The sequence below is a fragment of the Flavobacterium sp. ACN2 genome (assembly GCF_002303885.1).
Taxonomy (GTDB): Bacteria; Bacteroidota; Bacteroidia; order Flavobacteriales; family Flavobacteriaceae; genus Flavobacterium.
Genome location: NZ_MRCM01000004.1, coordinates 168,362 through 192,735 on the forward strand (window position 1 = coordinate 168,362; position 24,374 = coordinate 192,735).

Sequence of the window (24,374 nt, forward strand, 5' to 3'; positions counted from 1 at the left end):
GAGACGTTTATGTTTTTTGGGTATATTTGTTTTGAGTAGCGCAAAGTCAGAGACATTTGCGTAGCACTAATGGAGAACACTTTTGCGGAGCAGGTATTTTCTCCAGATTGCACTAGCATCTCGCTCACGCCAACAGTTGATAGATCCTAAAACCATTTCGTTTGATCAAGATGATTATTAAGAAGCTTTCTCACGAAATTAAATCTATGTTAAAAGAGCAACTTCATGTCAATATTAATTTGAAATTTGTGAAATGTCTAATTAACAACGAGATAATATGGAAGGTCAAATTATAGAATTGGAAAAAAAATACTGGCACGGAGTTGAAAATAATGACTATGAAACGGTAAGAAACCTAACGCTGTTTCCTTGCATAGTTGCTGGGAAAAATGGCATTCAGAGTATCAGCGAGACTGAGTTCAAAAATATGTTCGACTCTGGGCAAACCAATAAAATAAAAGTGCTGAACATCTATGATGTAAAAGAAAAACTAATTGCCGAAAATACTGCGGTAATAGGATATCGTCTCGATTTTGAGATAGTAGATCAAAGTCAAAAAGAACCTATAAAGTGCGTTTGCACTTCTGCCTGGATTAAAGAAAACAGCAAGTGGGCGTGTGTGATGCATACTGAAACAGAATTGGAAAAGAATTAGCCCAATGGTAGATATCTTTAGATCTTTACAAGAGACATTAAAATTAATGGCAATTCCAAACCATATTAGCATTAATGAAAGGGATGATTTAATTAGATTTAATTTAGAAGAATTAGAGGGTGATTTTTATACCTTTCTGAATCCTATTAATCTCAATAAGTTGCATTCAGAAAACTTGATTGATGGTGATATTAAATTTAAATTGGAACAATTATTTATTCTTTTACAAGATATTGAGAGTAAAGATTGGAACACTGAATCTTTTTTGACTAACCCAAAATGGTTTGTAATACGTAATCTGGCTAAAGAAGTAACCCAGTATTAAATAATATTTAGACTGCTAATTTGAGCGTAATGCTCTTGAAGGCAATGGATATAACAGTTTTAATGATAGTTCTAAAAAAAGCTTCAGAGAAATCTGGAGCTTTTGTATTGGTAGTGAGGACAGTACTCGAATCGGTATCCGTCGTGGCGGATATAAGCCCAACGAACTGTTAGGATTTAAAATAAAAAAACATCAGCTTTTTTAAGTGGTATTTTTCTTAGTAGCGGGAAGCATTCAAACATCTAACTAGATTATCTTTGATTATTATGATTTTTAAAAATGAACACCTTAACTTTTTTCTCTTCTTTTTGTTTGCATAACCACATTTATAAAATAAGTTAGGAGTAATTTTAGTGAACCAAACGGCAAACGGTAAAAGATTTGTCAATGCATAACAAATTTAAAGTCTCGTTGACAGCTGGTGAATCCAATTTTTATAAACTATGAAAATAAAAGTTTATTCCCCTTTAAATCCTTTGCTTAAAAAATACATAGAGTGTATTTATATACTCACGCATACATCTAAAGAAAACCCCGCCCAATATATAACCTTCCCATCTATTTTTACCATTGTATCAATAAGTGAAAAATCAAAAACTATTAATAAAGGAAATAAGTTAATAATTGGGCAATGCGATGACAATAAGATTGAAACAAATTTGGTTTCTAATTTCAATAAGCCGGTGTATGTTCAATACGAAGGAGAAATAAAAGAAATTACTATCTATTTTAAGCCGTTAGCTATTAATTCATTTTTGGAGCATGAATTAAGCCACTATAATAGTTCAAATTTTTCTGAATTTTCACCTTTTAAAGATTATAGAAAAGCTATGATTGAAATTCTTTCCTTGCAAAATGATACCGAAAAAATTCAAGCTGTTGAAAGTTATTGGTTATCCAAATTAATAGGGTTTCAGCATGATTTTCTTGAAACTATTTTGTCTGAAATTATGTGTGAAGAAAATGATGCTTTAACGATTACAGAACTATGTAAAAAAAATGCTATTTCACGTACAACGCTAAACAAACACTTTGGCAGGCATATCTGCAAAACTCCATCTCAATTCAAAAAGATACTAAGATTTCGAAATGCGGTTAATAAATACTCATCAAACAATACAAGAAACAGCTTAACGGATATTGCATATAGTGTTGATTATTTTGACCAGTCCCATATGATAAGAGAATTCAAATCATTGACAGGGTTCTCTCCTAAAGTTTTTTTTGAAAAAACAACTGCGCTAGAAAGAAAACAAGTGCACTGGCTGTTTTTATAGGTTTACATTTATACAATTTTTCGTTTTATGGTTAAAGTAGTTTTGTCTCTTTAATCATAAAATGATACCATATGACAACCCGTCAAATATATTTTATTATATCGATCTTCTTTATATCGCTTTTGCAACCTATCGCGGTCCAATCACAAAATTTGGAAAGTGTAGTTTATCCGATAAGGTCTTACTTAGAAAATCTTGAAAAAGAGAATAACTTAAGTGGGGTTGTTCTTATTGCAAAAAATGGCAAACCAATATATAGGGAAGCATTTGGTTTTGCCAATTTGCCAGACAGTATAAAAAATAAGCCAGACACAAAGTTCAACTTAGCTTCTATAAACAAGATGTTTACAGCAATAGCGATTATGCAATTGGTAGAATCGGGCAAAATTTCGCTTCAAGACAAAGTAGGCAAATATCTTGCAGATTATCCCAATAAAACTGTTGCCGACTCTGTAACAATCCACCAATTGTTAACGCACACTTCGGGAATGAACAGTTTTTGGGAGGAGGAATACGATAAGCTTGCAAAAGAAAAATTCAAAACGGTTTCTGATTACCTTCCATTGTTTGTCAATAAAAAACTAGCCTTTGCCCCAGGTACCAGCTTCTCGTATAGCAATTCTGGATACATGGTTTTAGGATTAATCATAGAAAAGGTGTCGGCTCAAAATTATTTTGATTACGTAAAAGAATATATATACAAACCTTCAAAAATGATTAATACTGATGCTTACGAATTGGATAATGCTATTCCAAATTTAGCTACTGGCTATACAATGTCATTAGAGGAACCAGGACAATGGAAAAATAATATTTTCGTAAATTTAGTAAAAGGAACTCCTGCTGGTGGCGGCTATTCAACCGTTGACGATTTGCTGAGTTTTGCCAATGCTTTACAAAACGGTCGTTTGCTTAGTAAAGAAAATATTGCTCTTTGTACATCGGGTAAAGTGAAGTATAGAGAAGGAATGTATGGATATGGATTTGAAGAAAACAAAATAAACGGGCACCGAATTTTTGGACATACCGGTGGGCATGATGGTATTGCTTGTGAACTAATGATTTATCCGGATTTGGGCTATACTGTTATTATTCTAACAAATGGAGAAGTCGAAAATTATTGGGAAGTAAGTAATCTAATTAAAAAACAATTAGTGGGTTCAGCACCATCAATTGACAATTTTTTTTATACTAAAGATATAATTAAGATAGTATGCAATAAAGGTTATGAATCTGGTATTAAAGAAATAGAACGCAATTCGAAGAAGTATTCATTAAGAGAAAATCTTATTGAAAGATATGGTTGTAAGCTATTGTTCGAAAAAAAGACGAATCAGGCAATAGATTTATTTAAGTTAAATAATCACCTTTTTCCAGACTCCACCTATGGGTATTATTATATAAGTGAGGCATATAGGTTTTCAGGTCAAAAAAAACAAGCGATTGAATATCTAAAGTTATACATTGAAAAAGAGCCAGAAGACAAGGATGCTAAATTAAAATATAAATTGCTAATGAAATAGCTAGTCCAATCTCCGAAGAATTCCTCATGAAAAGCTGCGCAAATGTCTCTGACTTTGCGCATTTTTTTTGGCATATTGAATACAAAAACGTCTCAAAAGTCTGCTGACTTTTTTCGTTTATATCTTGTTAGGAGTTTTATTCTAAAGTAAGAGACTTTGAGACGCTTATGTTTTTTAGATATATTTGTTTTGAGTAGCGCAAAGTCAGAGGCATTTGCGCAGCGCTAGTGAAGAACACTTTGCGGAGCAGGGGGGGGTAACGTAAGAGACTTTGAGACGCTTATGTTTTTTAGATATATTTGTTTTGAGTAGCGCAAAGTCAGAGACATTTGCGCAGCACTGATGAAGAAGATTTTGCGGAACACGAAATAATTAACTCAAAATTTAAAACTATAAATGAGCACACAAGAAATATTTGATGAATGGCATAGAAGAGAATATCCAAGTCAATATATTTGGGAAAATTATACGTATCCAAATTTCGGAATTAGTGATGATCAATTAGTGTGCAGATTGCCAATTAGAATTTTTAATTGTGATAATTGTCAATTAATAATTGATAATGAAGAGATTTCAGAAATCCATAAATCAACAATTGAATATATTGTTAGAAATCAAGAATCATTTATAGAAGACATCCGAAAAGGTATTTTTGATTATTATACATTTCTATGGAACGATTACTTGAATGAATTTGAAGATGATAATAAATATCCTAATCCAATGAATAAGGATGCTCAAATTATTGATTTAATGATAAAACCAAAAGCAATTCATATGGCAGGAAAAATAGATGAAGGTTATTTTGGAATCTGTTTCAATTCGACATTTGAAGGAGATCACGGACTTGGGATAGAAATGAGAAATTACAAAGTGAAAAATGTAGGAGCCGAATCTGTTGGGTTTAATTTGCACTCTGTGGAATAATTCAATGAATAAAATATAAATTGTTGCTATTTAAATTTAAAATATGCTAAAGGTTAAAGCTCTTCTTTTTTTTGCTCTTTTAATTATTTTTTTTTCGTGCGATAAATTGGATACGAGAGAGTTGCTTTTAAAAAATAATTCAGAGAAAGTGATATTTGGTATCCTGTCAGGAAATGATAGTATGAATGATGGATCATTTTATTATGAGTACAAAGATGACTTTTCTGAAAGTAAAAGAGGAGATTATGATGCGCCTTTTGTTTTTGAGGAAATTAAAAAAGGGCAAATAATTGCGAATTCTGATAGACCTCGATATTGGAACAATTACTTTAATTCATTAGAAGATAAACAGGCAAGATTATTCATTGTTGAAAAAGATAGTGTAGATAAGTATGGATGGAAAACAATTTTCAGTAAAAATATTTATAGTAAAAAATATCTCTTCACAATTGAAGACTTAGATAATCTGAACTGGACAATTACTTATAAAGGGAAGTAAGTAACAGTTTTGATATTTCTTAAATTTTTTACCTGCTAGTGTTAGTCATCCCGCTCGTGAACACAACGAATATAAAAGTTTCAACAATAGTTCAAAAAACAAAAAAGCTCCAGATTTCTCCGAAGCTTTATCTTAGTAGCGGGAACAGGACTCGAACCTGTGACCTTCGGGTTATGAGCCCGACGAGCTGCCTACTGCTCTATCCCGCGATGTTTCGGGTGCAAAGATACACACTAAATACGGTTATGCAAACAATTTTAGTACTTTATTTTTTATAATTTTTAGAAAAGACGGTTTTTCTTATAATTTAAAATCCAGTAATTCTTGGTAAACGTTTCCGTTTAAGCCTAATAGCAAGCCAAATGCTGGTTCGGTTTTTATGCCTTTTTCTTTCAGTTTTATGATGGCTAATCTAAAGTTTTCGCCTTTTGAACTTAGAATTTGGTGCTCAATGAGCATATGTCTGTAACCATTTTGAAGTTCGGTCGGGATATTTTGTCCAAAGATTTCTATTTCGAAAGTCTCAATAAAAAAGTTTGCCACAACAGATTCCTGGTTATCAATCACAATTTCTTGAATGGTAAAATTGCTTTCTTTTTCGAATAAAGATTTAATCCTTTCAATAAAATCAACTTTGCTTTTCCAGTAGCAGGCAATATCCAAATCGCTATTTTCAATATCAATATTTATCGGAATCGTGCCAACCAAAATAGGATCAAACTCAGTAAGGTTTTCCAAAACTCTATGTTTAGTCAAAACATGAAATGCGGCTTGCTGTTTTAGATTTCCAGTTTCTAAATACGATAGGTCCTTGAAATTAATCATTTATAATAGCGCTTTTTACTTCGTTGATTTCTTGTTGTAATCTTTTATTGATATCGATTTTAGCATTCGTGAACACAAAAATCGTAGCTCCGTATTCTCTAGCATATTGATTAGTTATCTGACCGCCAATTGTTGCCGTTGCAAAATACGGACTCGTTTCTTTAAGTTCTTCATTGTTTTCGTCATATTCCTTAACGCGAATCAGGTTTTTGTATGGAATGCTAAGATCAAACCAGTTCAAATAATCGGCATTGGAGGAAACCGCTTTGATTCCTTTTTTAGAATAAAAATTAATCGCTCCCGCTTGTCCGTAATTATCGCAGAGCACAATGGTTTCTTTTTGGTTAGGCATTAAAGCATAAATCGAATCTGTCTTTGTGGCCAGTTCTTTCCAGCCTAGCATATCCGCAAAATCCTGTGGAAGATGATGGTCTTTTCCGTCTTCCCAGCGCAGCATTCCCATTTTTTTGTATTTCTCAGGATGCGCCACTATATATTCTGGACTTTTATTAGGAAAAGCCATTTCGTACATCGGAATAAAAAACAATAAGGGCAGTGCTATAAATACAGGTTTTAAATATCGTTTCCATCCGTTGTTTAAAATTTGAGATAGAAAAACAGAGCCAAAAGCAATATAAATTGGATATAGGCCAATTACATAATACGATTTTGCTTTAAAGTAAATAAAGATCAGCATTGTAAAAACGAAAGAGGTAAAAAAGAGCCTGTATTTTTGAAAAGGTTTATACAATAAAACCGCAAAAAGTCCAGTCAAAATAACCAATAATCCGCCAATAAAAAATAGAATTTGATCTTTTACAAAATCACCTAAATCAACATTAACCAATTGCGTTTCGGCCAATTCCTTCATGTGATGCACAATTGGAAAATGATTGCTGTATTGCCAATAAAGGTTAGGAAGAATTAGAATTAATCCTAAAATCAGAGCAAAGTAGAATTCTTTTTTTGCTAATATTTTTCGCTGTTTAGAAATTAAAATAGCAGGAATTAATCCGAGTAATAAAAATACGATATTGTATTTGTTCAAGAAACCAAAAGCGAAAATTACGCCTGCCCAATAAAACCATTTTTTATTTTCTAAAGTCAGGTATTGTAGTAAAACATAATAAAATGCAGTCCAGCATAAAACATCAAATGAGTTTGGCTGATAAAGCATATTTAAACGCAGTAAACATGAAAATAAAACACATAAAGCACCAAGAATTAACGCATAAAGATTGCCTTTTAAAAGTTCGATAGCTTTCCAGACAATCAAAAGTGTCAAGGCGCCAAATAGAGCAGGGAAGAACTTAATCCAAAAAACCGAATTTCCAAGCAACAGAATAAGATACGAAAACCAAGAGGTAAGCGGCGGAACAGACAAATATCCCCAAGCCAAATGATTTGCTTGGTCCAGATGCAGATATTCGTCGCGCTGTAAATCGTATTCGGAACTAACTAAAACATATTGCAGGATAAATTTTAAAACTATAAATCCGAATAAAATTAGGTTTCTTTTGGTCATATAGATTCTGGTTTCTTAGGTTTTTTGACTTTGGTGCTGTAAGTGGTTTTAAATCAACGCGCAATTCTGTAGCTAAGATAGGACTTATTTTGATTTATGAAGATTTGCAATGTTTCTTGCTGAAATAGTATAAAGTACAGGTTTTTAGATGTTTATGATTTTAAAATGTCAGATGAATTCACATTTTTATTACCTTTAGTATCAAGCAAATAACTTTAAAAGAAAATACCATGAAAAAGAAATTATTGATTTTAGCTGTCTTTTTAGGGACAATTTCATTTGCAAATGCACAAAGCATAGGAGACGTAACAAAAGCAGCCAGTAAGGCATCGACAACAGCAGTACCTGCTTTTGATGTTGCTAGTGTCGCAAATCAGGTTATGGGCGTACTATCTCCAAAATTGAAATTAACCGAAGCTCAAAAACCGGTTGTGAATTCGTTGGTAAATGAAACGCTAAATAAAAAGAAAAATATTTTGCCTACAATGGCTACAGACAAAGCAGGTTATACTTCTAAAATGACCAACACTAGAGAGTCTTTTATAGCCAAAATGAAAAAGAATATAAGTCCAACACAATTTGATGCGCTTACGTCTTTACTCCCAAAATCGGCTTCGGCAGTAACGCCATTGGCAAAAATGCTTTATTGAAATAGTCTAAAATAAAAAAGCTTCAGACCATTCTGAAGCTTTTCGTTTTTTTTATGCATTTTAGGATATTACTCCTCTAAAGCCGTTTCAAATTCCATATGATCGATCATTTCTGCCTCTGGTTTTTCTGGCTTAGACGCTTTCAAAGCGTTGAATCTTTCCAGCATTTCTGATTCGCCTTCTTCACCGCTGAAATAAGGAAAAACATCCATAATTGCCGTTTCTGAAATGGCCGGAATAGAATATTCGCCCATTGTATTTTTCATGATGTGAAGTGTATTGTCAAAGGCTTCGCGAACATCATTTGCTTGAACGAGCATATACATGCTTGTTTTTCTTTCCTTACCGCTTTCTTCATCATAAGCTATTAAGGTGATTTTAGATTTAAACCATCTATCTGCATTCTCAAAAGGATGAATTTCGGCATAATTTGCCACTTTGATAGCCGTGATTTTAAATTCTTCACTTGTATACGCGGCCATTTCTTCGGTCATTCTTTTTTCAGCTTCTGTATAAGACAAAGCATCAACCAAATAGGGCTCGGTTAAAACTTTTTGTCCTCCAGTTTCATCTGTCTTTCTATATTTTACTTTGCATTCGTACCAAGTTGCGCTCATCTCTTTTTAAATTTTAAGGATGCCAAAGATAAATCTTACTGCAAAATAAATAGTTAAATCTTCAAATAGATATTCACAATTTTAGATGATTTTTGCTAATGTTTTGAGATTCTGAAAGTTGTGTTTTTTAGCGGTAAAAATGATTTGTAATCACATTCATTCTTTTCTATTTTGATTAAAATAAAAAATAATTCAAGCCTATTTTTAATTTAAATATTTGTAATTCAGTTGTTTATTTTCTTGAATTAAAAATTAGTAAAAAAATAAGAAAATTTCTAAATCCAAAAAATCAATTTGTTCGTAAGTACCAATAACAATGGCTGGGAATGGAGTAGAATTCAAATGGTATTGGTTTTTGGAGCATATTGAATTTGTCACATTTCCAGCTATTGTTTTTATAATTATTAAAAAAATAGGTTGGTGAAATTAAACGTTCAGAAGTTAAAAGAGACTTTAAAATATTTGGAAAGCAAACAGCGTGAATTAAAAAAACAAAATCAAAACGATACGCGAAGTCTAGAATCGATGATTAAATATTTAAAAAAAGATATGATGGAACAGCACGATTTGTCTGATCATCATCAGTTGATAAAACAAGAAATCAAAGACACCGAAAGTTTTATCGAAAATGTCAAAAATATCATCAAAATCAATTCTTTAAACCATTTTTTATTGTAGATTTTTACTTTTTATTCCAACTTAAATTTTTCGTTTTTACAATCCAGAATTAATTTGTGCTGGAGGAATAGTTTGTTACCAATCATTCCCTGCATTCCAGACCGCTTCATTAAGAATTTTTGAAGGTCTGAAGTGCCTTCTATATGGGTAACTTCAGAGAGGTCTAAAATCACTTTGCCAAATTGTATTTTCTTTTTCGCAGAAGCGGAATAAATACTCAAAGTATTTCCCCACGAATTTCCTTTTTCGGTTTTTATAGCGCTGTTTTTGTTTCGGTATTGCTGCCAGATTTCTTTTGTCGTTATCAGTTCGTAACCACTAGTTCCAGAATCGTACAGCAGTTTTAGTTTTTCATTTTCGATATTTGATGGAATTAAAATTTTACGTTTTTTAAATTCAAAATCGGTAAAATCATCTTCTTTAGTTTTTTGGATGAAGGAACATTGATCGTTTTTGAAATCTAAAATAGTAATTCGTTTTTCTAATAAATCGGTTCCAATTGTTCCGATTATATTTTCAGCTTTTGGATCATCAAAATTGATTTTTTCACCATAATTCAAAACTTCAAACGTATTTGAAATTACATTCATATTTTCGATTGTAAAGTCAGTTGAAATCGATGAGTTTTCATTATCAATTTTCAGCTGATTTTGAAATTTTTGAGCAATAGATTCCAATGGTTTTTTGTAGAAAACCGTAACGGCAGAACCCGAATCAAATTGCATGTAAAAGGTTCGGTTTATTCCGTTCACTTTTATGGGCAAAAGCAAAGCAGAATGGGAATTTCCGTCGCTCGAAATCCATTTTATCGGAGTATTTTCTACAATTCCCGAAACCTTCAAATAGTTTTCTGGCGGAGTGAATTTCTTTTGAAAATAAAAATATCCTCCCAACAAGAATAAAATAATAACGACTAAAAATACGGTTGCAATTTTCTTAAATACTTTCATGGTTTATTTTTTCTGCAAGATTCGGTTTTCGATTCCGATTTTCTTGCGAAAACAATACGACAGTTTTACGCCATTTTTATGACTTTGGTTATAAGAATTTGTTTTTCAGTTTTATAGCTAATTCTTGTTTTTGGTTAAACTGATTCCGTTTAGAATAACAATCAGAAATTTTATGCTAAGAAAGGCAATTAAAGGAATGATGAAAAGCGGAAATTTGAAAGTAAATAAACGTTGAATAAACGGACTCACAATCATTAGAACCGAAAGAATAAGACTTAAAACAATTTGAAGGCTTACAATTTGTTTTCCTATTTCTTTGTTTGCAGCATCTTGTGTTTTATACGTTAAAACTAAAGGAAAAATAATGCTTCCAAACGGGATAATAAGTCCAGATAAAACAGAAAGGTTAATGAGTTTGGCTCTTTCGATTTGGATATTTTCCTTTTTGATAATCAGATTTTCGGGATTGGTTTCTAGAGCTTCGGCAATTGTTTTTAGGGTAAAACCTTTGAGAATATTTCCCGCTTCAATTCGCTGAATGGTTCGCAATGAAAGACCCGATTTTTCGGCAAGTTCATTTTGAGTCATGTTTTTCTCTTCTCTCAAAAATTTAACTTTATTCTTCATTGTTTTAAGTTGGATGTCCAGAGACGAATTTATGAAAAAACTTTTGATGAAATCGGTATAAAAGAACCTAGTATTATAGGCTAATTCTAAGTTTTAATAAAAAATTAAGTTTTTTACTTTAACAAAAATCACTAACTTGTTGGATAATAAATGATTTATTATCATAAAAATTCCCAGTTATGCGAGTATCCGTTGTCCGAAAAAATATAAAGTTTTTACCAGATTCAAGAAGAGTTGTTGCCCGATATTTTATGAATGGGCAAGAACGAACCCAGCAAATGGTACTTCGGATAATGATGCTGGACGAGAAACAGGTACTTCAGACTTTGGAGCAGACGCTTCGTGAATTTGCTAGGAGGCACCGAAATATTTCGGCAGTATTCTTCAGACACTGCGAAAGAATACGACCTATAATAGAAGGAATGCAGATCGATTACGAAGGGATGTCTCTAGACCGAAAAATGCTTATTGGATCGTATTGTACAATGGAGTATGCCATCGAATCTGCAGCGATTTTTAATCCGTCAATAGTAGAAGATTTTGATCAGACGGGATTAGAAGCAGGAGAAAAACGCGTTATTATTTCTTTTCGAGCAACGGGTGAAGGTCATATTTCGTCGATTGTTTTTAGAAGAGCAATTTTAGATCGTGACAATAATCTGCATATCATGAAAATAGGAAATCATATTGATCAGGCAGAAATCGAGCATAAAACGTTGTTTAATAAAGAGCGATTTTTGACCAAGCTGTATGAGATGCATACTACTGATAAATATATCGCTCAGATTATGCAGGATCTTCCCGAAGAATTTGAATTTGCTGTTCTTAAAAATACGTTGATTGAGGCTTTAAAAGATCCTTTAATTCGTGAAGAAAGAAAAGTGGCGCTAGAAGAAATTTTGTGGCTGGCCAATTCTTTTTACGATTTGCAGTTCAAACACGATTCGGATATAACGGAACGTGTCATATTTCCGATTTCTGATTCTGAAAGCCGCGGAATAGAAGATGCACGTTTTGTACGTTTTGTTGATGATGATGGTTCAGATCGTGTTATGGCAACCTATACGGCTTATAACGGACACACGATTCTGCCGAAGTTAATTTCTACCGAAGATTTTTATAGTTTTAGAGTTATGCCATTGCATGGAGAAGGCGCACAGAACAAAAATCTGGCTTTGTTTCCTCGAAAAATAAAAGGCAAATATGCAATGCTGGCCAGAATTGATGGTGTTAATAATTACATTATGTATTCTGAGCGTGTCACACAATGGAACACGCCCATTCTTTTACAAAAGCCTAAGTTTAATTGGGAATTGACTCAAATAGGAAATTGCGGTTCGCCATTATGGACAGAAGAAGGCTGGCTTGTTATCACGCATGGAGTAGGTACAATGAGACGTTACTGTATTGGTGCTTCATTATTTGATCTCGACGATCCATCAAAAGAGATAGGAAGATTGACAGAACCGTTGCTTTCTCCGTTGGAAGATGAGCGTGAGGGCTATGTTCCTAATGTAGTATATTCTTGCGGGGCGATTATTCATAACAACAGTTTAATTCTGCCTTATGCGGTCTCAGATTATTGCTCAACTTATGCTGTGGTAGATATGGTAGAGTTGCTGGACGCACTTAAGAAAAGTAAATAGTAACACTTTGTGTGAAGCTTTTAACACGTAGAAACATAGTTTTTGAAGACTTAAAAAAGGCGTTTCACTAGTTTAAATGTACATAGTTTTCTATGTTTCTATGTGTTAAAGAGTAATTTTTTAATTTCGACTAATGGCTTAGGTAACATTATCTTTTGTTGAGGTTTGGGATTTTCTCCGTCAGGTTTTTCCAATATCGTTTTGGCATGTGTTTGATATGAAGTTTGGTGTTTTTTCTGGATTCGATATTGACACTTTTGAAATAATTGCGCCATAGATTCTCGAAAAATTCTTCGTTTTCATCGTTGATTTCGGCTAGAAAACTAGAGGATGGATTTGACTCAAATTGCATTTCGACCGTAGAGACATTTTCAAGGTCATAATAAATTCCGTACTTGCGTTTTGAATCGTAAATGAGCCAGCGCTGGTCGGCGTAACGGTTTTTAAAATGCTGTTCGATAAGTGGCAAAACGTCGCAATCTGGTTCTATAATGGCATAATATAATCCGTCTTTTGTTAGTTTAAAACGAACAAAAGCCTTCATTCTATGGCTTTCTTTTCCCGTTAAATGTGCTGCTTTTTTTACGTTCAATACTTCGCTTCGGCTTAAATCTCCTTCAATATTGATTTTACTCGCAAAAGCATAGGCTACAAATCGGAATAAGATTTCTTCAATCTGATCCAATTCAGATAAAAAAGCAAAATAAAGATTGTTGAAGCCATGATGAGAAAGACGTTCCTGCAAACCATTCAAAACCCGATTAGCTTTTACCTCATCAGTCGTTACAGAATGTGTGTTGGAGAAAAGCAAAGTGTTTGAAATCTCTTCTTTGGCAAAAACAACATCTTTAAGTTTGTACTCGTAGATTTCAAAAATCGCTGTAAGCCAGCCTTCATAACTTCCATCATAAAGAATTTGTGTCATTTGAATTAAAATAAAGCTAGCTGGTTCGAAAAATTATTCTTGTATTTACTGTTTTGCAAATTCAAAATCTGATTTTTTATTTGAATCGGAGTCAAGTCTTTCTGTAAATAAAAAGGCGAAGAGAAAGCCAAAAAATACTTGGATCGACTGTACGAAATGCCAAGTTTCTTTAAATCATCTGGCTGTAATCTTTTAAAAGTTCTAGCGGCAACAATCTTTTTCGCGCCCAAAAATCCTATTCCCGGAATACGTTGGATCATTTCTAAATCGGCTGTATTGATATCCACAGGAAACTGATGAAGATTTCGTAAAGCCCATCCTAATTTTGGATCAATATCCAAGTCAAGATTCGGCTGATCAAAACCAACAATTTCATTTACATTAAATCCATAATAACGAATTAGCCAATCGGCTTGGTATAAACGGTTTTCGCGAATCATAGGTACTGGAGTCCCAATTGCAGGAAGCCTGTTGTCGTAACTTATTGGTACATAACCAGAATAATAGACCCGACGCATTTTCATTTGTTCGTAAAAGTAATTGGCCATTCCAAGAATTTCCAGATCATTTTCTTTTGTTGCGCCAATTACCATTTGCGTGCTTTGTCCAGCAGGAGCAAAAAGCGGTGTTTTGTAGTTGGATTTTTTCTCTTCCTGATAACCAATAATCTCATTTTTTAGATATTGCATTGGTTTAATCACATCTTTATGATTTTTGTCTGGAGCAAGTAATTTGAGGCTTTGTTCTGTCGGCATTTCGGCATTTACACTCAAACGGTCGGCGTATAATCCAGCTTTTTTTAGTAATTCTTCGCTGGCACCGGGAATTGCTTTTAGATGAATATAACCATTAAAATTTTCTTCCAATCTTAGTTTTTTGACAATTCTAACCAGACGTTCCATCGTATAATCTGCATTGTCAAAAATTCCAGAGCTAAGAAATAATCCTTCGATATAATTTCTTCTGTAAAAACCAATTGTTAAGTCTACAACTTCTTGTACGGTAAAAGCAGCCCGTTTGATGTCGTTGCTTTTTCGGCTTACACAATAAGCACAATCAAAAATGCAATGATTGGTAAGAAGAATTTTTAGAAGAGAAACACAGCGTCCGTCTTCAGTAAAGGCATGGCAGATTCCGCCTCCAGTATCTCCTAATCCTTTGTTTTTATTTTTTCGCGTGCTTTGTCCCGATGAGCAAGAAACATCATATTTTGCTGCATCTGCTAAAATTGCCAATTTCTCCATCACTCTTTCCTGTACCATTTTGCTCTTTTTTAGTTGTTTTTGAAACAAAAATTCATTCTTTCAAAACTAGGAATTCATGCTAAAAAAGAAGCAAAAGAAGCTGTTCTAAATTGTATCAATTTTTTTTTGGAAGGTAATTTTTACATTAAAAAATTAATTATATTTAAGATTCAAAAAACAGGTATAAATACGGGGTTGTAAATTGTCAAAACTTTTTACATTCGCCGAAATAGAAAAACTGATTTCCCCCCTTAACATTGGTTTTTCAGATTTAGAAGTATTAGCAAATATTAGTAACAAAAGGCTAAAACAATGAAATTTGTAAAAGGACAAGAGGTATCCTACACAGCAATAAGTGGGAGATCTTACAAGGGAACCATAATCGAAAGAAAAATGGATTTAAAGAAGGGATTTATCATAAAATCGACTTCAAAAGAAAGAGATTTTCATTATCTCATCGAAATACAAAAGTACGGCACGACCGAGAAAATTTTGTGTGCCGAAAATCATCTTAAATTATTAGAAAAGAAAAAACATGCAGTAAAGAAGGTGGCTTAGTTTTAGAACATAGTTTTTTGATTAAATCTCTCAGAGATCAGATGCCATCTTTTAATCCGATTCTTTTTAAACTGTTGATGATTTTAAAAACAATTTCATCAGAAAACATAAAACTGAAAAGCGTTTCTTTTATTTCTGTCGCAGTTTGTGGCTGTAGTTCTAGAAGGTTATTCAAATATGCTTTTGCTTTTGCATCTTCGCTGAGCAGAGATAAAGAAACGGCTTTAAGCAAAGGATCCCAAATAGTCTCTTCAAAATCCATTTTTTCTGCCCAATATAAAGACTTTTGATATTCTTTTTTATGAATGAAATAGTAACAATATCCAATGCTAATCCACCATGGATGTGCAGGATTTATATGAGTGGCATTTTCTAATAAATTAAAACCTTTTTCAAAATAACCTGCAAAAATCAGTATACAGCCTATTCCTGAAGCAATGCCTGACGAATTAGGGTTCATTTTTATGCATTGCTCTGCGGCATAAAGACAGTTGTCTTGATCTTTTCTAAAACAATGTAAAAGAGTCTGTGCGTACCAAGCCTGCTGGCAATTAGGATCAATATTTAAGGCTTTTGTGATGCAGTGACTGCTTTTTTCGATAGTTTTTTTGCAATTGTCTAATCCTAGGGCAATAGAAGCCAAATGCATTTCGCCCAGCATTGCCCATGCAATAGAATGGTTTGGGTCTATTTCTACGGCTTCAGTTAAATTAGAAAGGGCGGTAGCGTAATTTTCAATAGAAAAGGAACATTGGTATTCGTGGTAACTGCAGACTGCCTTTGAAACGCTTGAGTGGTTTGAAATTTTAGATGATGAAGTTTTTACCATTTCTTTAAAAATAGTACCATAATAACCGCCCATAGTAGAAACGATATCCTTTACGATTTCATTTTGAATTCTAATGCCATCCTCTATAGTAGCTGGAGTAAATACTTTAGTCGAAATAAATTTCCCTGAAGATGAGCTTATTAGGCTGACTCTTATGTGCAGTTTGTTATCGATAATTTGAATGTGTCCTGTAATAAGAAAATCTGCTCCAATCATATTGGCCGCTTCTAGAACATTTTCGTTAATTTTTGAAAGGACATCAGAAGGGAAATGAGCTATTACAGATATATCTTGAAAACGGGAAAGTTCTGCACTGATCTCCTCAGAAAGTATTTGCGAAAAAGCTTCTAAATCTGGTCGATGGACCATTGTTTTAAAAGGAAAAACGGTAATTAATGGATTGGTTTTACTAATACTGATAGAGAGATCAGTAGGTCTCATTTTATTATTATGAATAAATTCTGGAACGTAACCGCCTTTTGGGACATGAATGATAACCGAATTGCCTTTTCCATCGGTAGAATAATATTCAGTAAGTAATTTTCTTAATCGTCCTGCATGAATGCGAACCATGGCATCATCATGCGGATTAAAATGGGAGGGTCTACTTAAAGCATTTACAGCTATAGAATATTCTTTGATAAACTGCTGTCTTTCATCTATAGTCTCGGTGACAATATAGCGAAGAAAATTGCTTAAAAGAGTGGAGTTCTTAAAAGAATAAAACTTTAAAACATTTTCCAGCTCATTATAGATTTTATCCGAGGGGATTTTTTTTATAGACTCCATAATAAATTATTTGAAAATTATTAATGTCAAAAAAAAGTCACTTAGGCGTATAAAATGTTAAAGACCAATTACTTATGAAGATATAAATTTATGAAAATTTTTAACATGTTAGTATTATTTATCTGATATTTTTAACGGTTAAATGTAACGGTTAATAACCCTAGTCGTGCTATTGTATTAGTTATATTTGTTTGATAATCAGGTAAAAGCTGTGTTTTGTTTCTTTTTTTAAACAAAAAAGACTGTAATGTATAGGTGTTAAAATTTTTGCATTCCCGTATTAAGAGCTTTTAGGATCAGATAAAAGCTTTTGAGGTGAATAAAAATTCGTACTGAGAAATATCCATTTTTTAAAATAAAATGACTTTTATTTTAAGCCAGGACTGCAAAAATCAGATTAAAAGTTGTATCCCACAATAAACAAACTATAATCATTATGAAAAAAAGATTTTTGCAGATCGCAACGATGAGGTGTCGTGTCCTCATAATTTTTTTTCTTCTTTCAGCATTTGTTCGAGCTCAAGACGAAGGGAATAAAAGCATGGAAATCTACGGTTTTATTATGACCGATATTGGTTATAATTTTAATCAGATACAATCAGATTGGTACGATGTAGTGAGACCTACAAAATTGCCAGCTTTTAAAGACGAATATGGACCAGATGGCAGTTACTACGCTTCTGTGCGCCAGACCAGATTAGGTTTCAAAAATTACTTTGATACAGGAATTGGCGAATTAAAAACTCATTTTGAATTCGAGCTGTTCGGTACGGGTGTCGATGCTGGACAAACTACTTTTCGTTTACGTCATGCTTATGCCGAATTAGGAAAATTTGGAGCTGGACAAACTTGGAGCCCATTTATGGATATTGGTGTATTTCCGAATTCATTAGAGTATTGGGGGCCAACAGGAATGGTATTCTTCCGTAATATTCAAATTCGTTATATGCCCATTCAAGGTGATACCCGTTTAACTATCGCATTAGAAAGACCTGGAGCAAGTGCCGATCAGGGAGATTATGCAAATCGTGTGGAACTGCAAGGCGTAAAAGCGCGATTTCCGTTGCCCGATCTTTCAGCAGAATATCACGTTGGAACAAAATGGGGATATGTAGAATTAGCAGGTATCTTAAGAAAAATTGAATGGAAAGATATGAATAATGATCAGTATGATTTGTCTGGAGATGCTGTAGGATGGGGGCTTAATTTAAGTACCAACATCAACTTTAGTAAAAATGATGTTTTTAGAGGGCAGGTGGTATATGGAGAAGGAATACAGAACTACATGAACGATGCTCCTGTGGATATAGGTATCGAAAACAATTTTGATAATCCGGTGACTCCTGTAAAAGGTGTTGCGCTTCCTTTGGTGGGTGTTGTAGCTTTTTTAGATCATACTTGGAGTGATAAATTTAGTACTGCAATTGGATATTCTATGATTGATATCGACAACTCTGATGGACAAATAGATGAGGCGTTTAAAAAGGGACAATACGCTCTTGTAAATGTCTTGTATACTCCTGTAAAAAATTGCACAGTTGGAGCAGAATTTCAGTGGGGTGACCGCGAAAATTTTAATGATGGATGGAGTACTTCAATAAACAAATTACAGTTTTCTTTTAAATATAATTTCTCACAATCATTTTATAAAAGAAACCAGTAAAAGCTTTTGTTTTTTAATTAATAAAAAAAAGAAAATATGTGTAAAACTGTACAATACCTGCTATTGTTCGGATTGTCTTTAGGCATTCTTAATGCTCAAACCCGAACTGAAAAAGATCTTCTAGGAGAAAAACAAATCCCAGCAAATGCTTACTACGGTGTGCAAACTGCACGTGCGTTAGAAAATTTTCAGATCAGTAGCTTGACTACGCAATCTTATCCTGACTATGTAAAAGCTTTTGCAATGGTTAAACTAGCTGCGGCACGTGCCAATGCTGATGTAGGCCGACTTAAAAAAGACAGGCTTGCTGCTATAGAAAAAGCTTGCCAAGCTGTAATTGACGGCAAATATCACGATCAGTTTTTGGTCGATTTGTATCAAGGTGGTGCTGGTACTTCTGCCAATATGAATGTGAACGAAGTTTTGGCCAATATCGCGCTAGAACTAAGCGGTCATAAAAAAGGAGAATATCAATACATTGAACCTCACGATGATCTTAATATGGGGCAATCAACAAACGATGTGTATCCAACAGCTATAAAAGTAGCATTACTGCTCCATAACGACAAACTTCTTAAAGAGGCCGATCTTTTGGCGAAAGCTTTCCATAAAAAAGGTGATGAATTTAAAGACATCCTAAAAATGGGAAGAACTGAAGGGCAAGATGCTGTACCAATGACGGTAGGTCAGGAATTTCATGCTTTTGGGAATCAACTTGATGCGGAGATTAGCGCTTTAAAAAAATCGGAAGTTTATCTGTGCGAACAAAATATGGGGGCTACTGCTATCGGGACAGGAATTACTGCTTCTCCAGGTTATGCTGAGAAAGTAGCGGCACATCTGGCAAAAATTACAGGAAAACCAATCGTGATGAGCAAAGATCTTATTGCTGCTACAACTAGCCAACAAGGTTTTGTAATGTATTCTTCTACACTTAAGAGCATGGCAGTTGCTTTGGCAAAAATAAGCAGCGATTTGATCATTTTGGCTTCTGGTCCTCGTACTGGTTTTTTCGAAATCAATTTGCCTGCACTTCAGCCAGGATCTTCAATTATGCCAGGAAAAGTAAATCCGGTTATGCCAGAATTGATGAACCAATTGTGTTTTAAAGTAATGGGGAATGACCTGACTGTAACGGTTGCCGCACAATCTGGTTTGTTGCAATTAAATGCTTTTGAGCCTGTTCAGGCTATTGCCATGATGGAATCGCAAGGATTGTTTTTTAAAGCAATGCCATTATTTAGAAAAAACTGTATCGATGGCATCACGGTAAATAAAGATGTTTTAGCGCATTACATGGATAGAAGTGTAGGTGTTGTAACGGCTCTGAATCCTGTTTTGGGTTATGAAAAAACAACCGAACTGGCCAAAGAAGCACTCGCAACCAACAAAGGAATTTTAGAACTTATACGCGAAAAGAAATTGCTGACAGAAGATCAAATTAAAAAACTTCTGGATCCAGCAACTTTAACGGGCCAAAAATAATCTCAATCTAAAACTACAAAATGATGAAATTCAATATCAACTCTTACAAAAAAATACTTTTACTGCTGATACTGTCATTAAATATCAGCATGTTCGGACAGGCTAAACCTAAAGTTTTAATATTGGCAACAGGCGGAACAATTGCCGGTTCTGCTAAAACGGGGGTACAATCTGGATACACTTCTGGGCAGGTTACTATTGATGCAATGGTAAATGCCATTCCAGATGCTTTAAAAGTAGCAGATATAAAAGGCGAGCAAATTGCGAATGTGGGATCTCAGGATATGTCATTTGAAATTATGCTGAAGGTAGCTAATCGAATTAATGAATTGGCTAATAGCAATGATGTAGACGGTTTTGTAATTACACACGGAACTGATACGATGGAAGAAACGGCCTATTTTTTAAATCTAACTACAAAAACAGATAAACCAGTAGTGCTTGTAGGATCAATGCGTCCGTCAACAGCCATTAGTGCAGACGGACCTTTAAATCTTTATAATGCGATTGAAGTAGCTGGCGATCCTAAAGCAAGAGGTCGCGGAGTGCTTTTGGTAATGAATGATTGGATTCATTCTGCACAATCTTTAACAAAAGTGAGTACAACAGCCGTTCAGACTTTTATGTCTCCGCTTCGTGGACTTATCGGTATTACTTCTTACGGAACAAATGATTTCTTTAATTTCCCTAGTCAAAAATTTGGGAAAAACTCAGAATTTGATGTGAAAGGTGTTAGCTCTTTTCCTCGTGTAGATATTATTTATGCCGATGCCGATATGAAACCAGATTTAATTGATGCTTCGATAGAACGCGGTGCTAAAGGAATTGTAATTGCTGGAGTAGGAAACGGAAATATGAATAAAGCTTCTCTAGATGCTTGCGCAAGAGCCAGCAAAAAAGGAATTATCGTAGTTCGAAGCACGCGCGTTGCGACTGGACTTGTAAGCCGTAATGTAGAATGCAATGATGATGAACTTGGACTTATTGCCTCATACGCTTTGAATCCGCAGAAATCTAGAATTTTATTATCAGTAGCATTGCTGAAACAGAGAAGTTTGGCAGAACTCCAAAAGATATTTGAAGAATATTAAAAAGGCCTGTGTTTACGAACAATTTTTTGAACCTGTTTGTAAAATGAAATAATCTTATAACAATTTGAAAATTTAATAGGTATGAAAAATAAAATAATTACAAGAGCGGTTCTCGCAGGGTTTTGTGTTTTATTGGTTTCCTGCAATACAAAAAAAGACGAAAATGTTGTAATTGACTTAAAACAAGTCAAGAAAGAAATTCAGGCAAAAGAAAATGAATATGCTGCAACATACAATGCTGGCCAGCTAAAAGAGATTGGTTACTATGCAGATGATGCCATAACTTTTTATCAAAATAGGCCACCCATTATTGGTAAAGATGCCAGATATGAATTTTTAGAATCAGATTTGGCTAATAATACAAATATAATATCTTTTGAAACCAAAGAAGTTTTTGTTTCTAAGGATGGTAATATGGTTGTAGAAGTAGGATACTACAAAGTAACAGATTCTACTAACACTCCAGTTAATACTGGAAACTATATGAGCCTTTTTGAAAAAAGAGATGGCAAATATGTATGCTTAAGAGACATGAGTGCATCTGATGGATTGACAGAATAAAAATAACATTGAAATACTCCCAATTTAGTTTGGAGTACCGCTTAGCTAAACTTTAGCAAGTAATTAAAAACTATAAAATTAAGATTATGAAAAAAATAATATTTATACTGTCACTAGCTTTTGGATTGAATGTCACGGCCCAGAGCTCTGTTGATGAAATTAAACTCATCCAAGACCTTTACGGAAAATCTAAAGCAGAAGTGGTTAAAGAATATTTGGGCTTGACCGATGTACAGGCAGCTGCATTTCAGCCTATTTACGACAAATACGAAACAGAACGCAAAGCCTTAAGTCAGAAGAAGATTCAAATTCTAGAAGATTATGCGAAGAATTATGCCAATTTGAGTGACGCTAAAGCGACAGAATTAACCTCATCGAATTTAAAGTACAATCAAGAAGCTGAAAAACTGCTTGCGAAAACCCATTCTAAACTGGTAAAACCAATTGGCGGAATCAATGCTGCAAAATTTGTACAGCTTGAGCAGTATTTGCAAGTAACCATACGAGCAGAAATTCAAGATGCAATTCCTTTTATTGGCGAATTGGATAAAACTAAAAAACACTAGACGATTTCTGGGTACAGATTAGAAAGTATAGAAAGAATCATTTTCTACTCTTCTTATTAATATTTTATACTCTTACTATGATAAAGATATTTACAAAATATTTGACAGTCGCATTAATGATGTCTGCCCAGTTGATTTTTTGTCAAGCTGAAAATGATGGCCCAGAACTTGGGCTTCCAGGAGACAATCTTGATTTATATGCCGTGATGTCCCTGTTTCAGAAATCAAAAACTATTGAAGAATTTGAGAAAAACCTGAATTTAGAGAAAACAGGAATCAATAATCTGGATTTGAATCTGGATAAAAAAGTAGACTTTATAAAAGTAGTCACAAAGAAAAACGGAAATTCGTTTACTTTTATTCTTCAAGTTGCTGTAAACAAGAACGAAAATCAGGACGTTGCTGTTATTTTGGTTGATAAAGATAAAAACGGAAAGGTAAAAATGCAGATTGTAGGCGATGAGCTGCTGTACGGAAAAGATTATGTCATTGAACCAGTAGCTAAATCCGCACCAGCAAAAACAGCAAACCCAGCTTATGCAGGAGACGATCCCGTACAAAGCGCGCCAGCCGTAACGGCAGTTGTAGTAGAAACGGTGCCCATTGTACAATATGTATATTCACCGGCTTATGTGCCGTATTATCCACCTTATTATTACGGATTTTACCCGCCTTATTTCGCCGCTTTTACCGTAATGGCGGTCGGAATTTATCGTCACAACCATTATTACCATCATCATGGTTATCATGGCGGTCATTATCATGGCGGACATAATAACGTATACATTAATAACAGAAACAATTTTAATAATTACAATAATAATAGATCAAGATCTAACACAGTACGAGACAATTCTACCAATAACAGATACAATACCAATCGAGGTAATTCGCGCCCTTCTGCAAGCACACGACCATCGACAGGAACAGGAAATCGAGCAGGAAATACCAATGCATCTGGAAGAACACGCCAGAGTGCATCGCCAAGTGCGGGGACTTCAAATCTTAATAGAGGAAGTTCTTCAAACTCCAATTTTAATAGAGGCGGAGGAGCTTCGTCAAGACCAAGCGCTGGACAAATGGGAGGTGGTTCTCGTGGCGGAGGCGGCTTTGGCGGCGGAGGTGGTGGAAGAAGACGATAAACGGCGTTTTTTATAATGTTTCATCAGAAAAAATGCGTAAGTCCTTTTGGGTTTACGCATTTTTGGTTTTTATATCGATGAGGTAATGTTTAAAAATAGACAAGATTCTTCCAGCTATTCATTCCGTAGGAATGTTTCGTTGGTAGAAATAAGATTTGAATCAGAAATACACGTTCCGTAGAAACGTCTCGTTGGTAGAATTTAAATATGAACCAGATTATACGTTCCGTAGGAACGTTTGATTAATTAAACGTTTTTTTATTTCCCTAAAATCAGGTGTCCCTACAGGACACACTGCGAAACAATATTATTTTTTTTCTACCGATGAGATATTCCTAACGGAATATTCAATAATGTTAATTTGCGTTTTTCTGCAGTGAGGTTATATTGAATAAAATTTTATCGAAAAAAAAGCATTTATTTTGCTGGTTATCATATAAGATAACCCAATAGTGAAAATATATTATGACATTTGAATTATTGAAAATGATATAAAATTGAAAGAATGGAAGCGGCAGAAATAGAGTACCTAAAAAAGCAATCAGCTCAATATTTAAATATTTTGAAATCGGCTAATAAAGGTTACAACGCAGAAATTAATGTTTTGAATTACTCCGAATTAGGCTGTGTGATAACAAATATGTTAAAGATGTGTGTTTTAGCATTAGAACAAGATAATGGAAAAAAGCTATCTATAGATGTTGGACTGGTTTTGGAACAAGCGCTTCAATTATTTCCAGCTGATGAAATGGAATTGTTGGATATTATTAACGAAATGTTGGTTAAGGAATAAAAAA

25 protein-coding genes and 1 tRNA gene are annotated in these 24,374 nt (G+C 33.9%); 17 read left to right on the forward strand and 9 right to left on the reverse strand.

Translation table 11 applies throughout. The annotated features are described in order from the left end of the window. Positions 1 to 277: 277 nt before the first annotated feature. From BSF41_RS06295 to BSF41_RS06320, 6 genes are all read left to right on the forward strand, one after another. Positions 278 to 655 (forward strand): DUF4440 domain-containing protein, encoded by a 378-nt coding sequence (locus BSF41_RS06295; protein ID WP_095928665.1) that lies wholly within the window; start codon positions 278 to 280, stop codon positions 653 to 655. 46 nt (positions 656 to 701) lie between these two features. Then, on the forward strand, positions 702 to 980 hold the full coding sequence (locus BSF41_RS06300) for a hypothetical protein (RefSeq protein ID WP_095928666.1): 279 nt from the start codon (positions 702 to 704) through the stop codon (positions 978 to 980). A 443-nt stretch (positions 981 to 1,423) separates the two neighbouring features. Then, complete coding sequence (locus BSF41_RS06305) at positions 1,424 to 2,257, forward strand: AraC family transcriptional regulator (protein WP_095928667.1); 834 nt, start codon at positions 1,424 to 1,426, stop codon at positions 2,255 to 2,257. 152 nt (positions 2,258 to 2,409) lie between these two features. Then, on the forward strand, positions 2,410 to 3,780 hold the full coding sequence (locus BSF41_RS06310; RefSeq protein ID WP_172426856.1) for a serine hydrolase domain-containing protein: 1,371 nt from the start codon (positions 2,410 to 2,412) through the stop codon (positions 3,778 to 3,780). A 396-nt stretch (positions 3,781 to 4,176) separates the two neighbouring features. Beyond that, complete coding sequence (locus tag BSF41_RS06315; protein ID WP_095928669.1) at positions 4,177 to 4,707, forward strand: hypothetical protein; 531 nt, start codon at positions 4,177 to 4,179, stop codon at positions 4,705 to 4,707. A 148-nt stretch (positions 4,708 to 4,855) separates the two neighbouring features. Next, entirely contained in the window at positions 4,856 to 5,206 is a 351-nt protein-coding gene (locus tag BSF41_RS06320) for a hypothetical protein (protein WP_141248124.1), read from the forward strand. Positions 5,207 to 5,342: 136 nt separating this feature from the next. Here BSF41_RS06320 and BSF41_RS06325 read toward each other — a convergent pair. The 3 genes from BSF41_RS06325 to BSF41_RS06335 form a co-directional block, all read right to left on the reverse strand. After that, positions 5,343 to 5,415: transfer RNA gene (locus tag BSF41_RS06325), tRNA-Met, on the reverse strand. 91 nt (positions 5,416 to 5,506) lie between these two features. Further along, on the reverse strand, positions 5,507 to 6,031 hold the full coding sequence (locus BSF41_RS06330; protein WP_095928671.1) for a DUF4269 domain-containing protein: 525 nt from the start codon (positions 6,029 to 6,031) through the stop codon (positions 5,507 to 5,509). Further along, positions 6,024 to 7,556, reverse strand: a complete 1,533-nt coding sequence (locus tag BSF41_RS06335; protein ID WP_095928672.1) for a glycosyltransferase family 39 protein — start codon at positions 7,554 to 7,556, stop codon at positions 6,024 to 6,026. The genes BSF41_RS06330 and BSF41_RS06335 overlap by 8 nt, the downstream gene beginning before the upstream one ends. Before the next feature lie 230 nt (positions 7,557 to 7,786). Here BSF41_RS06335 and BSF41_RS06340 point away from each other — a divergent pair, with 230 nt between their 5' ends. Further along, entirely contained in the window at positions 7,787 to 8,206 is a 420-nt protein-coding gene (locus BSF41_RS06340; RefSeq protein WP_095928673.1) for a hypothetical protein, read from the forward strand. Between the two features lie 68 nt (positions 8,207 to 8,274). Here BSF41_RS06340 and BSF41_RS06345 read toward each other — a convergent pair whose 3' ends face one another. Beyond that, a complete protein-coding gene (locus BSF41_RS06345; protein WP_095928674.1) occupies positions 8,275 to 8,823 on the reverse strand; it encodes a DUF4494 domain-containing protein in 549 nt (182 codons plus the stop codon). Positions 8,824 to 9,243: 420 nt separating this feature from the next. On the opposite strand from BSF41_RS06345, the gene BSF41_RS06350 reads away from it, so the two are divergent. Next, entirely contained in the window at positions 9,244 to 9,501 is a 258-nt protein-coding gene (locus BSF41_RS06350) for a hypothetical protein (protein WP_253251765.1), read from the forward strand. An 11-nt stretch (positions 9,502 to 9,512) separates the two neighbouring features. Here the strand turns inward: BSF41_RS06350 and BSF41_RS06355 are convergent, their stop codons facing one another. Then, complete coding sequence (locus BSF41_RS06355; RefSeq protein WP_095928676.1) at positions 9,513 to 10,451, reverse strand: hypothetical protein; 939 nt, start codon at positions 10,449 to 10,451, stop codon at positions 9,513 to 9,515. A gap of 117 nt (positions 10,452 to 10,568) precedes the next feature. Then, entirely contained in the window at positions 10,569 to 11,078 is a 510-nt protein-coding gene (locus BSF41_RS06360) for a helix-turn-helix domain-containing protein (protein WP_253251766.1), read from the reverse strand. 179 nt (positions 11,079 to 11,257) lie between these two features. Here BSF41_RS06360 and BSF41_RS06365 point away from each other — a divergent pair, with 179 nt between their 5' ends. After that, positions 11,258 to 12,724: a glycoside hydrolase family 130 protein gene (locus BSF41_RS06365; protein ID WP_095928677.1), complete on the forward strand. Its 1,467-nt coding sequence runs from the start codon at positions 11,258 to 11,260 to the stop codon at positions 12,722 to 12,724. Positions 12,725 to 12,872: 148 nt separating this feature from the next. On the opposite strand, the gene BSF41_RS06370 is transcribed toward BSF41_RS06365, so the two are convergent. After that, a complete protein-coding gene (locus BSF41_RS06370; RefSeq protein WP_095928678.1) occupies positions 12,873 to 13,649 on the reverse strand; it encodes a TIGR03915 family putative DNA repair protein in 777 nt (258 codons plus the stop codon). Positions 13,650 to 13,654: 5 nt separating this feature from the next. Continuing rightward, positions 13,655 to 14,911: a putative DNA modification/repair radical SAM protein gene (locus BSF41_RS06375; protein ID WP_095928679.1), complete on the reverse strand. Its 1,257-nt coding sequence runs from the start codon at positions 14,909 to 14,911 to the stop codon at positions 13,655 to 13,657. A 294-nt stretch (positions 14,912 to 15,205) separates the two neighbouring features. Between BSF41_RS06375 and BSF41_RS06380 the strand changes: the two genes are divergently transcribed. After that, positions 15,206 to 15,451 (forward strand): hypothetical protein, encoded by a 246-nt coding sequence (locus tag BSF41_RS06380; protein ID WP_095928680.1) that lies wholly within the window; start codon positions 15,206 to 15,208, stop codon positions 15,449 to 15,451. A gap of 37 nt (positions 15,452 to 15,488) precedes the next feature. Here BSF41_RS06380 and BSF41_RS06385 read toward each other — a convergent pair whose 3' ends face one another. Next, a complete protein-coding gene (locus BSF41_RS06385) occupies positions 15,489 to 17,069 on the reverse strand; it encodes a hypothetical protein (RefSeq protein WP_095928681.1) in 1,581 nt (526 codons plus the stop codon). A gap of 541 nt (positions 17,070 to 17,610) precedes the next feature. Between BSF41_RS06385 and BSF41_RS06390 the strand changes: the two genes are divergently transcribed. The 7 genes from BSF41_RS06390 (at position 17,611) to BSF41_RS06420 (ending at position 24,370) form a co-directional block, all read left to right on the forward strand. Further along, a complete protein-coding gene (locus BSF41_RS06390; RefSeq protein WP_253251767.1) occupies positions 17,611 to 18,732 on the forward strand; it encodes a DcaP family trimeric outer membrane transporter in 1,122 nt (373 codons plus the stop codon). A gap of 36 nt (positions 18,733 to 18,768) precedes the next feature. After that, positions 18,769 to 20,217 carry an aspartate ammonia-lyase gene (locus BSF41_RS06395; RefSeq protein ID WP_095928683.1) on the forward strand — a complete coding sequence of 483 codons (1,449 nt, stop codon included), beginning with the start codon at positions 18,769 to 18,771 and terminating at the stop codon, positions 20,215 to 20,217. Between the two features lie 20 nt (positions 20,218 to 20,237). Continuing rightward, the gene (locus BSF41_RS06400) at positions 20,238 to 21,308 is read left to right on the forward strand and encodes a type II asparaginase (RefSeq protein WP_253251768.1); all 1,071 of its coding nucleotides are present in this window, start codon (positions 20,238 to 20,240) and stop codon (positions 21,306 to 21,308) included. An 81-nt stretch (positions 21,309 to 21,389) separates the two neighbouring features. After that, complete coding sequence (locus BSF41_RS06405) at positions 21,390 to 21,869, forward strand: DUF4440 domain-containing protein (protein WP_095928684.1); 480 nt, start codon at positions 21,390 to 21,392, stop codon at positions 21,867 to 21,869. Between the two features lie 86 nt (positions 21,870 to 21,955). After that, the gene (locus tag BSF41_RS06410) at positions 21,956 to 22,435 is read left to right on the forward strand and encodes a hypothetical protein (protein WP_095928685.1); all 480 of its coding nucleotides are present in this window, start codon (positions 21,956 to 21,958) and stop codon (positions 22,433 to 22,435) included. 77 nt (positions 22,436 to 22,512) lie between these two features. Next, entirely contained in the window at positions 22,513 to 23,577 is a 1,065-nt protein-coding gene (locus BSF41_RS06415) for a hypothetical protein (protein WP_253251769.1), read from the forward strand. A gap of 505 nt (positions 23,578 to 24,082) precedes the next feature. After that, entirely contained in the window at positions 24,083 to 24,370 is a 288-nt protein-coding gene (locus BSF41_RS06420; protein WP_095928687.1) for a hypothetical protein, read from the forward strand. Positions 24,371 to 24,374 lie beyond the last annotated feature (4 nt).

What these genes read in the sequence shown, in the direction of transcription:
- BSF41_RS06295 (WP_095928665.1), top strand. Translation starts at nt 278, where the DNA reads ATGGAAGGTCAAATTATAGAATTGGAAAAAAAATACTGGCACGGAGTT.
- BSF41_RS06300 (WP_095928666.1), top strand. Translation starts at nt 702, where the DNA reads ATGGCAATTCCAAACCATATTAGCATTAATGAAAGGGATGATTTAATT.
- BSF41_RS06305 (WP_095928667.1), top strand. Translation starts at nt 1,424, where the DNA reads ATGAAAATAAAAGTTTATTCCCCTTTAAATCCTTTGCTTAAAAAATAC.
- BSF41_RS06315 (WP_095928669.1), top strand. Translation starts at nt 4,177, where the DNA reads ATGAGCACACAAGAAATATTTGATGAATGGCATAGAAGAGAATATCCA.
- BSF41_RS06330 (WP_095928671.1), bottom strand. Translation starts at nt 6,031, where the DNA reads ATGATTAATTTCAAGGACCTATCGTATTTAGAAACTGGAAATCTAAAA.
- BSF41_RS06335 (WP_095928672.1), bottom strand. Translation starts at nt 7,556, where the DNA reads ATGACCAAAAGAAACCTAATTTTATTCGGATTTATAGTTTTAAAATTT.
- BSF41_RS06340 (WP_095928673.1), top strand. Translation starts at nt 7,787, where the DNA reads ATGAAAAAGAAATTATTGATTTTAGCTGTCTTTTTAGGGACAATTTCA.
- BSF41_RS06345 (WP_095928674.1), bottom strand. Translation starts at nt 8,823, where the DNA reads ATGAGCGCAACTTGGTACGAATGCAAAGTAAAATATAGAAAGACAGAT.
- BSF41_RS06355 (WP_095928676.1), bottom strand. Translation starts at nt 10,451, where the DNA reads ATGAAAGTATTTAAGAAAATTGCAACCGTATTTTTAGTCGTTATTATT.
- BSF41_RS06360 (WP_253251766.1), bottom strand. Translation starts at nt 11,078, where the DNA reads ATGAAGAATAAAGTTAAATTTTTGAGAGAAGAGAAAAACATGACTCAA.
- BSF41_RS06365 (WP_095928677.1), top strand. Translation starts at nt 11,258, where the DNA reads ATGCGAGTATCCGTTGTCCGAAAAAATATAAAGTTTTTACCAGATTCA.
- BSF41_RS06370 (WP_095928678.1), bottom strand. Translation starts at nt 13,649, where the DNA reads ATGACACAAATTCTTTATGATGGAAGTTATGAAGGCTGGCTTACAGCG.
- BSF41_RS06375 (WP_095928679.1), bottom strand. Translation starts at nt 14,911, where the DNA reads ATGGTACAGGAAAGAGTGATGGAGAAATTGGCAATTTTAGCAGATGCA.
- BSF41_RS06380 (WP_095928680.1), top strand. Translation starts at nt 15,206, where the DNA reads ATGAAATTTGTAAAAGGACAAGAGGTATCCTACACAGCAATAAGTGGG.
- BSF41_RS06385 (WP_095928681.1), bottom strand. Translation starts at nt 17,069, where the DNA reads ATGGAGTCTATAAAAAAAATCCCCTCGGATAAAATCTATAATGAGCTG.
- BSF41_RS06390 (WP_253251767.1), top strand. Translation starts at nt 17,611, where the DNA reads ATGGAAATCTACGGTTTTATTATGACCGATATTGGTTATAATTTTAAT.
- BSF41_RS06395 (WP_095928683.1), top strand. Translation starts at nt 18,769, where the DNA reads ATGTGTAAAACTGTACAATACCTGCTATTGTTCGGATTGTCTTTAGGC.
- BSF41_RS06400 (WP_253251768.1), top strand. Translation starts at nt 20,238, where the DNA reads ATGATGAAATTCAATATCAACTCTTACAAAAAAATACTTTTACTGCTG.
- BSF41_RS06405 (WP_095928684.1), top strand. Translation starts at nt 21,390, where the DNA reads ATGAAAAATAAAATAATTACAAGAGCGGTTCTCGCAGGGTTTTGTGTT.
- BSF41_RS06410 (WP_095928685.1), top strand. Translation starts at nt 21,956, where the DNA reads ATGAAAAAAATAATATTTATACTGTCACTAGCTTTTGGATTGAATGTC.
- BSF41_RS06415 (WP_253251769.1), top strand. Translation starts at nt 22,513, where the DNA reads ATGATAAAGATATTTACAAAATATTTGACAGTCGCATTAATGATGTCT.
- BSF41_RS06420 (WP_095928687.1), top strand. Translation starts at nt 24,083, where the DNA reads ATGGAAGCGGCAGAAATAGAGTACCTAAAAAAGCAATCAGCTCAATAT.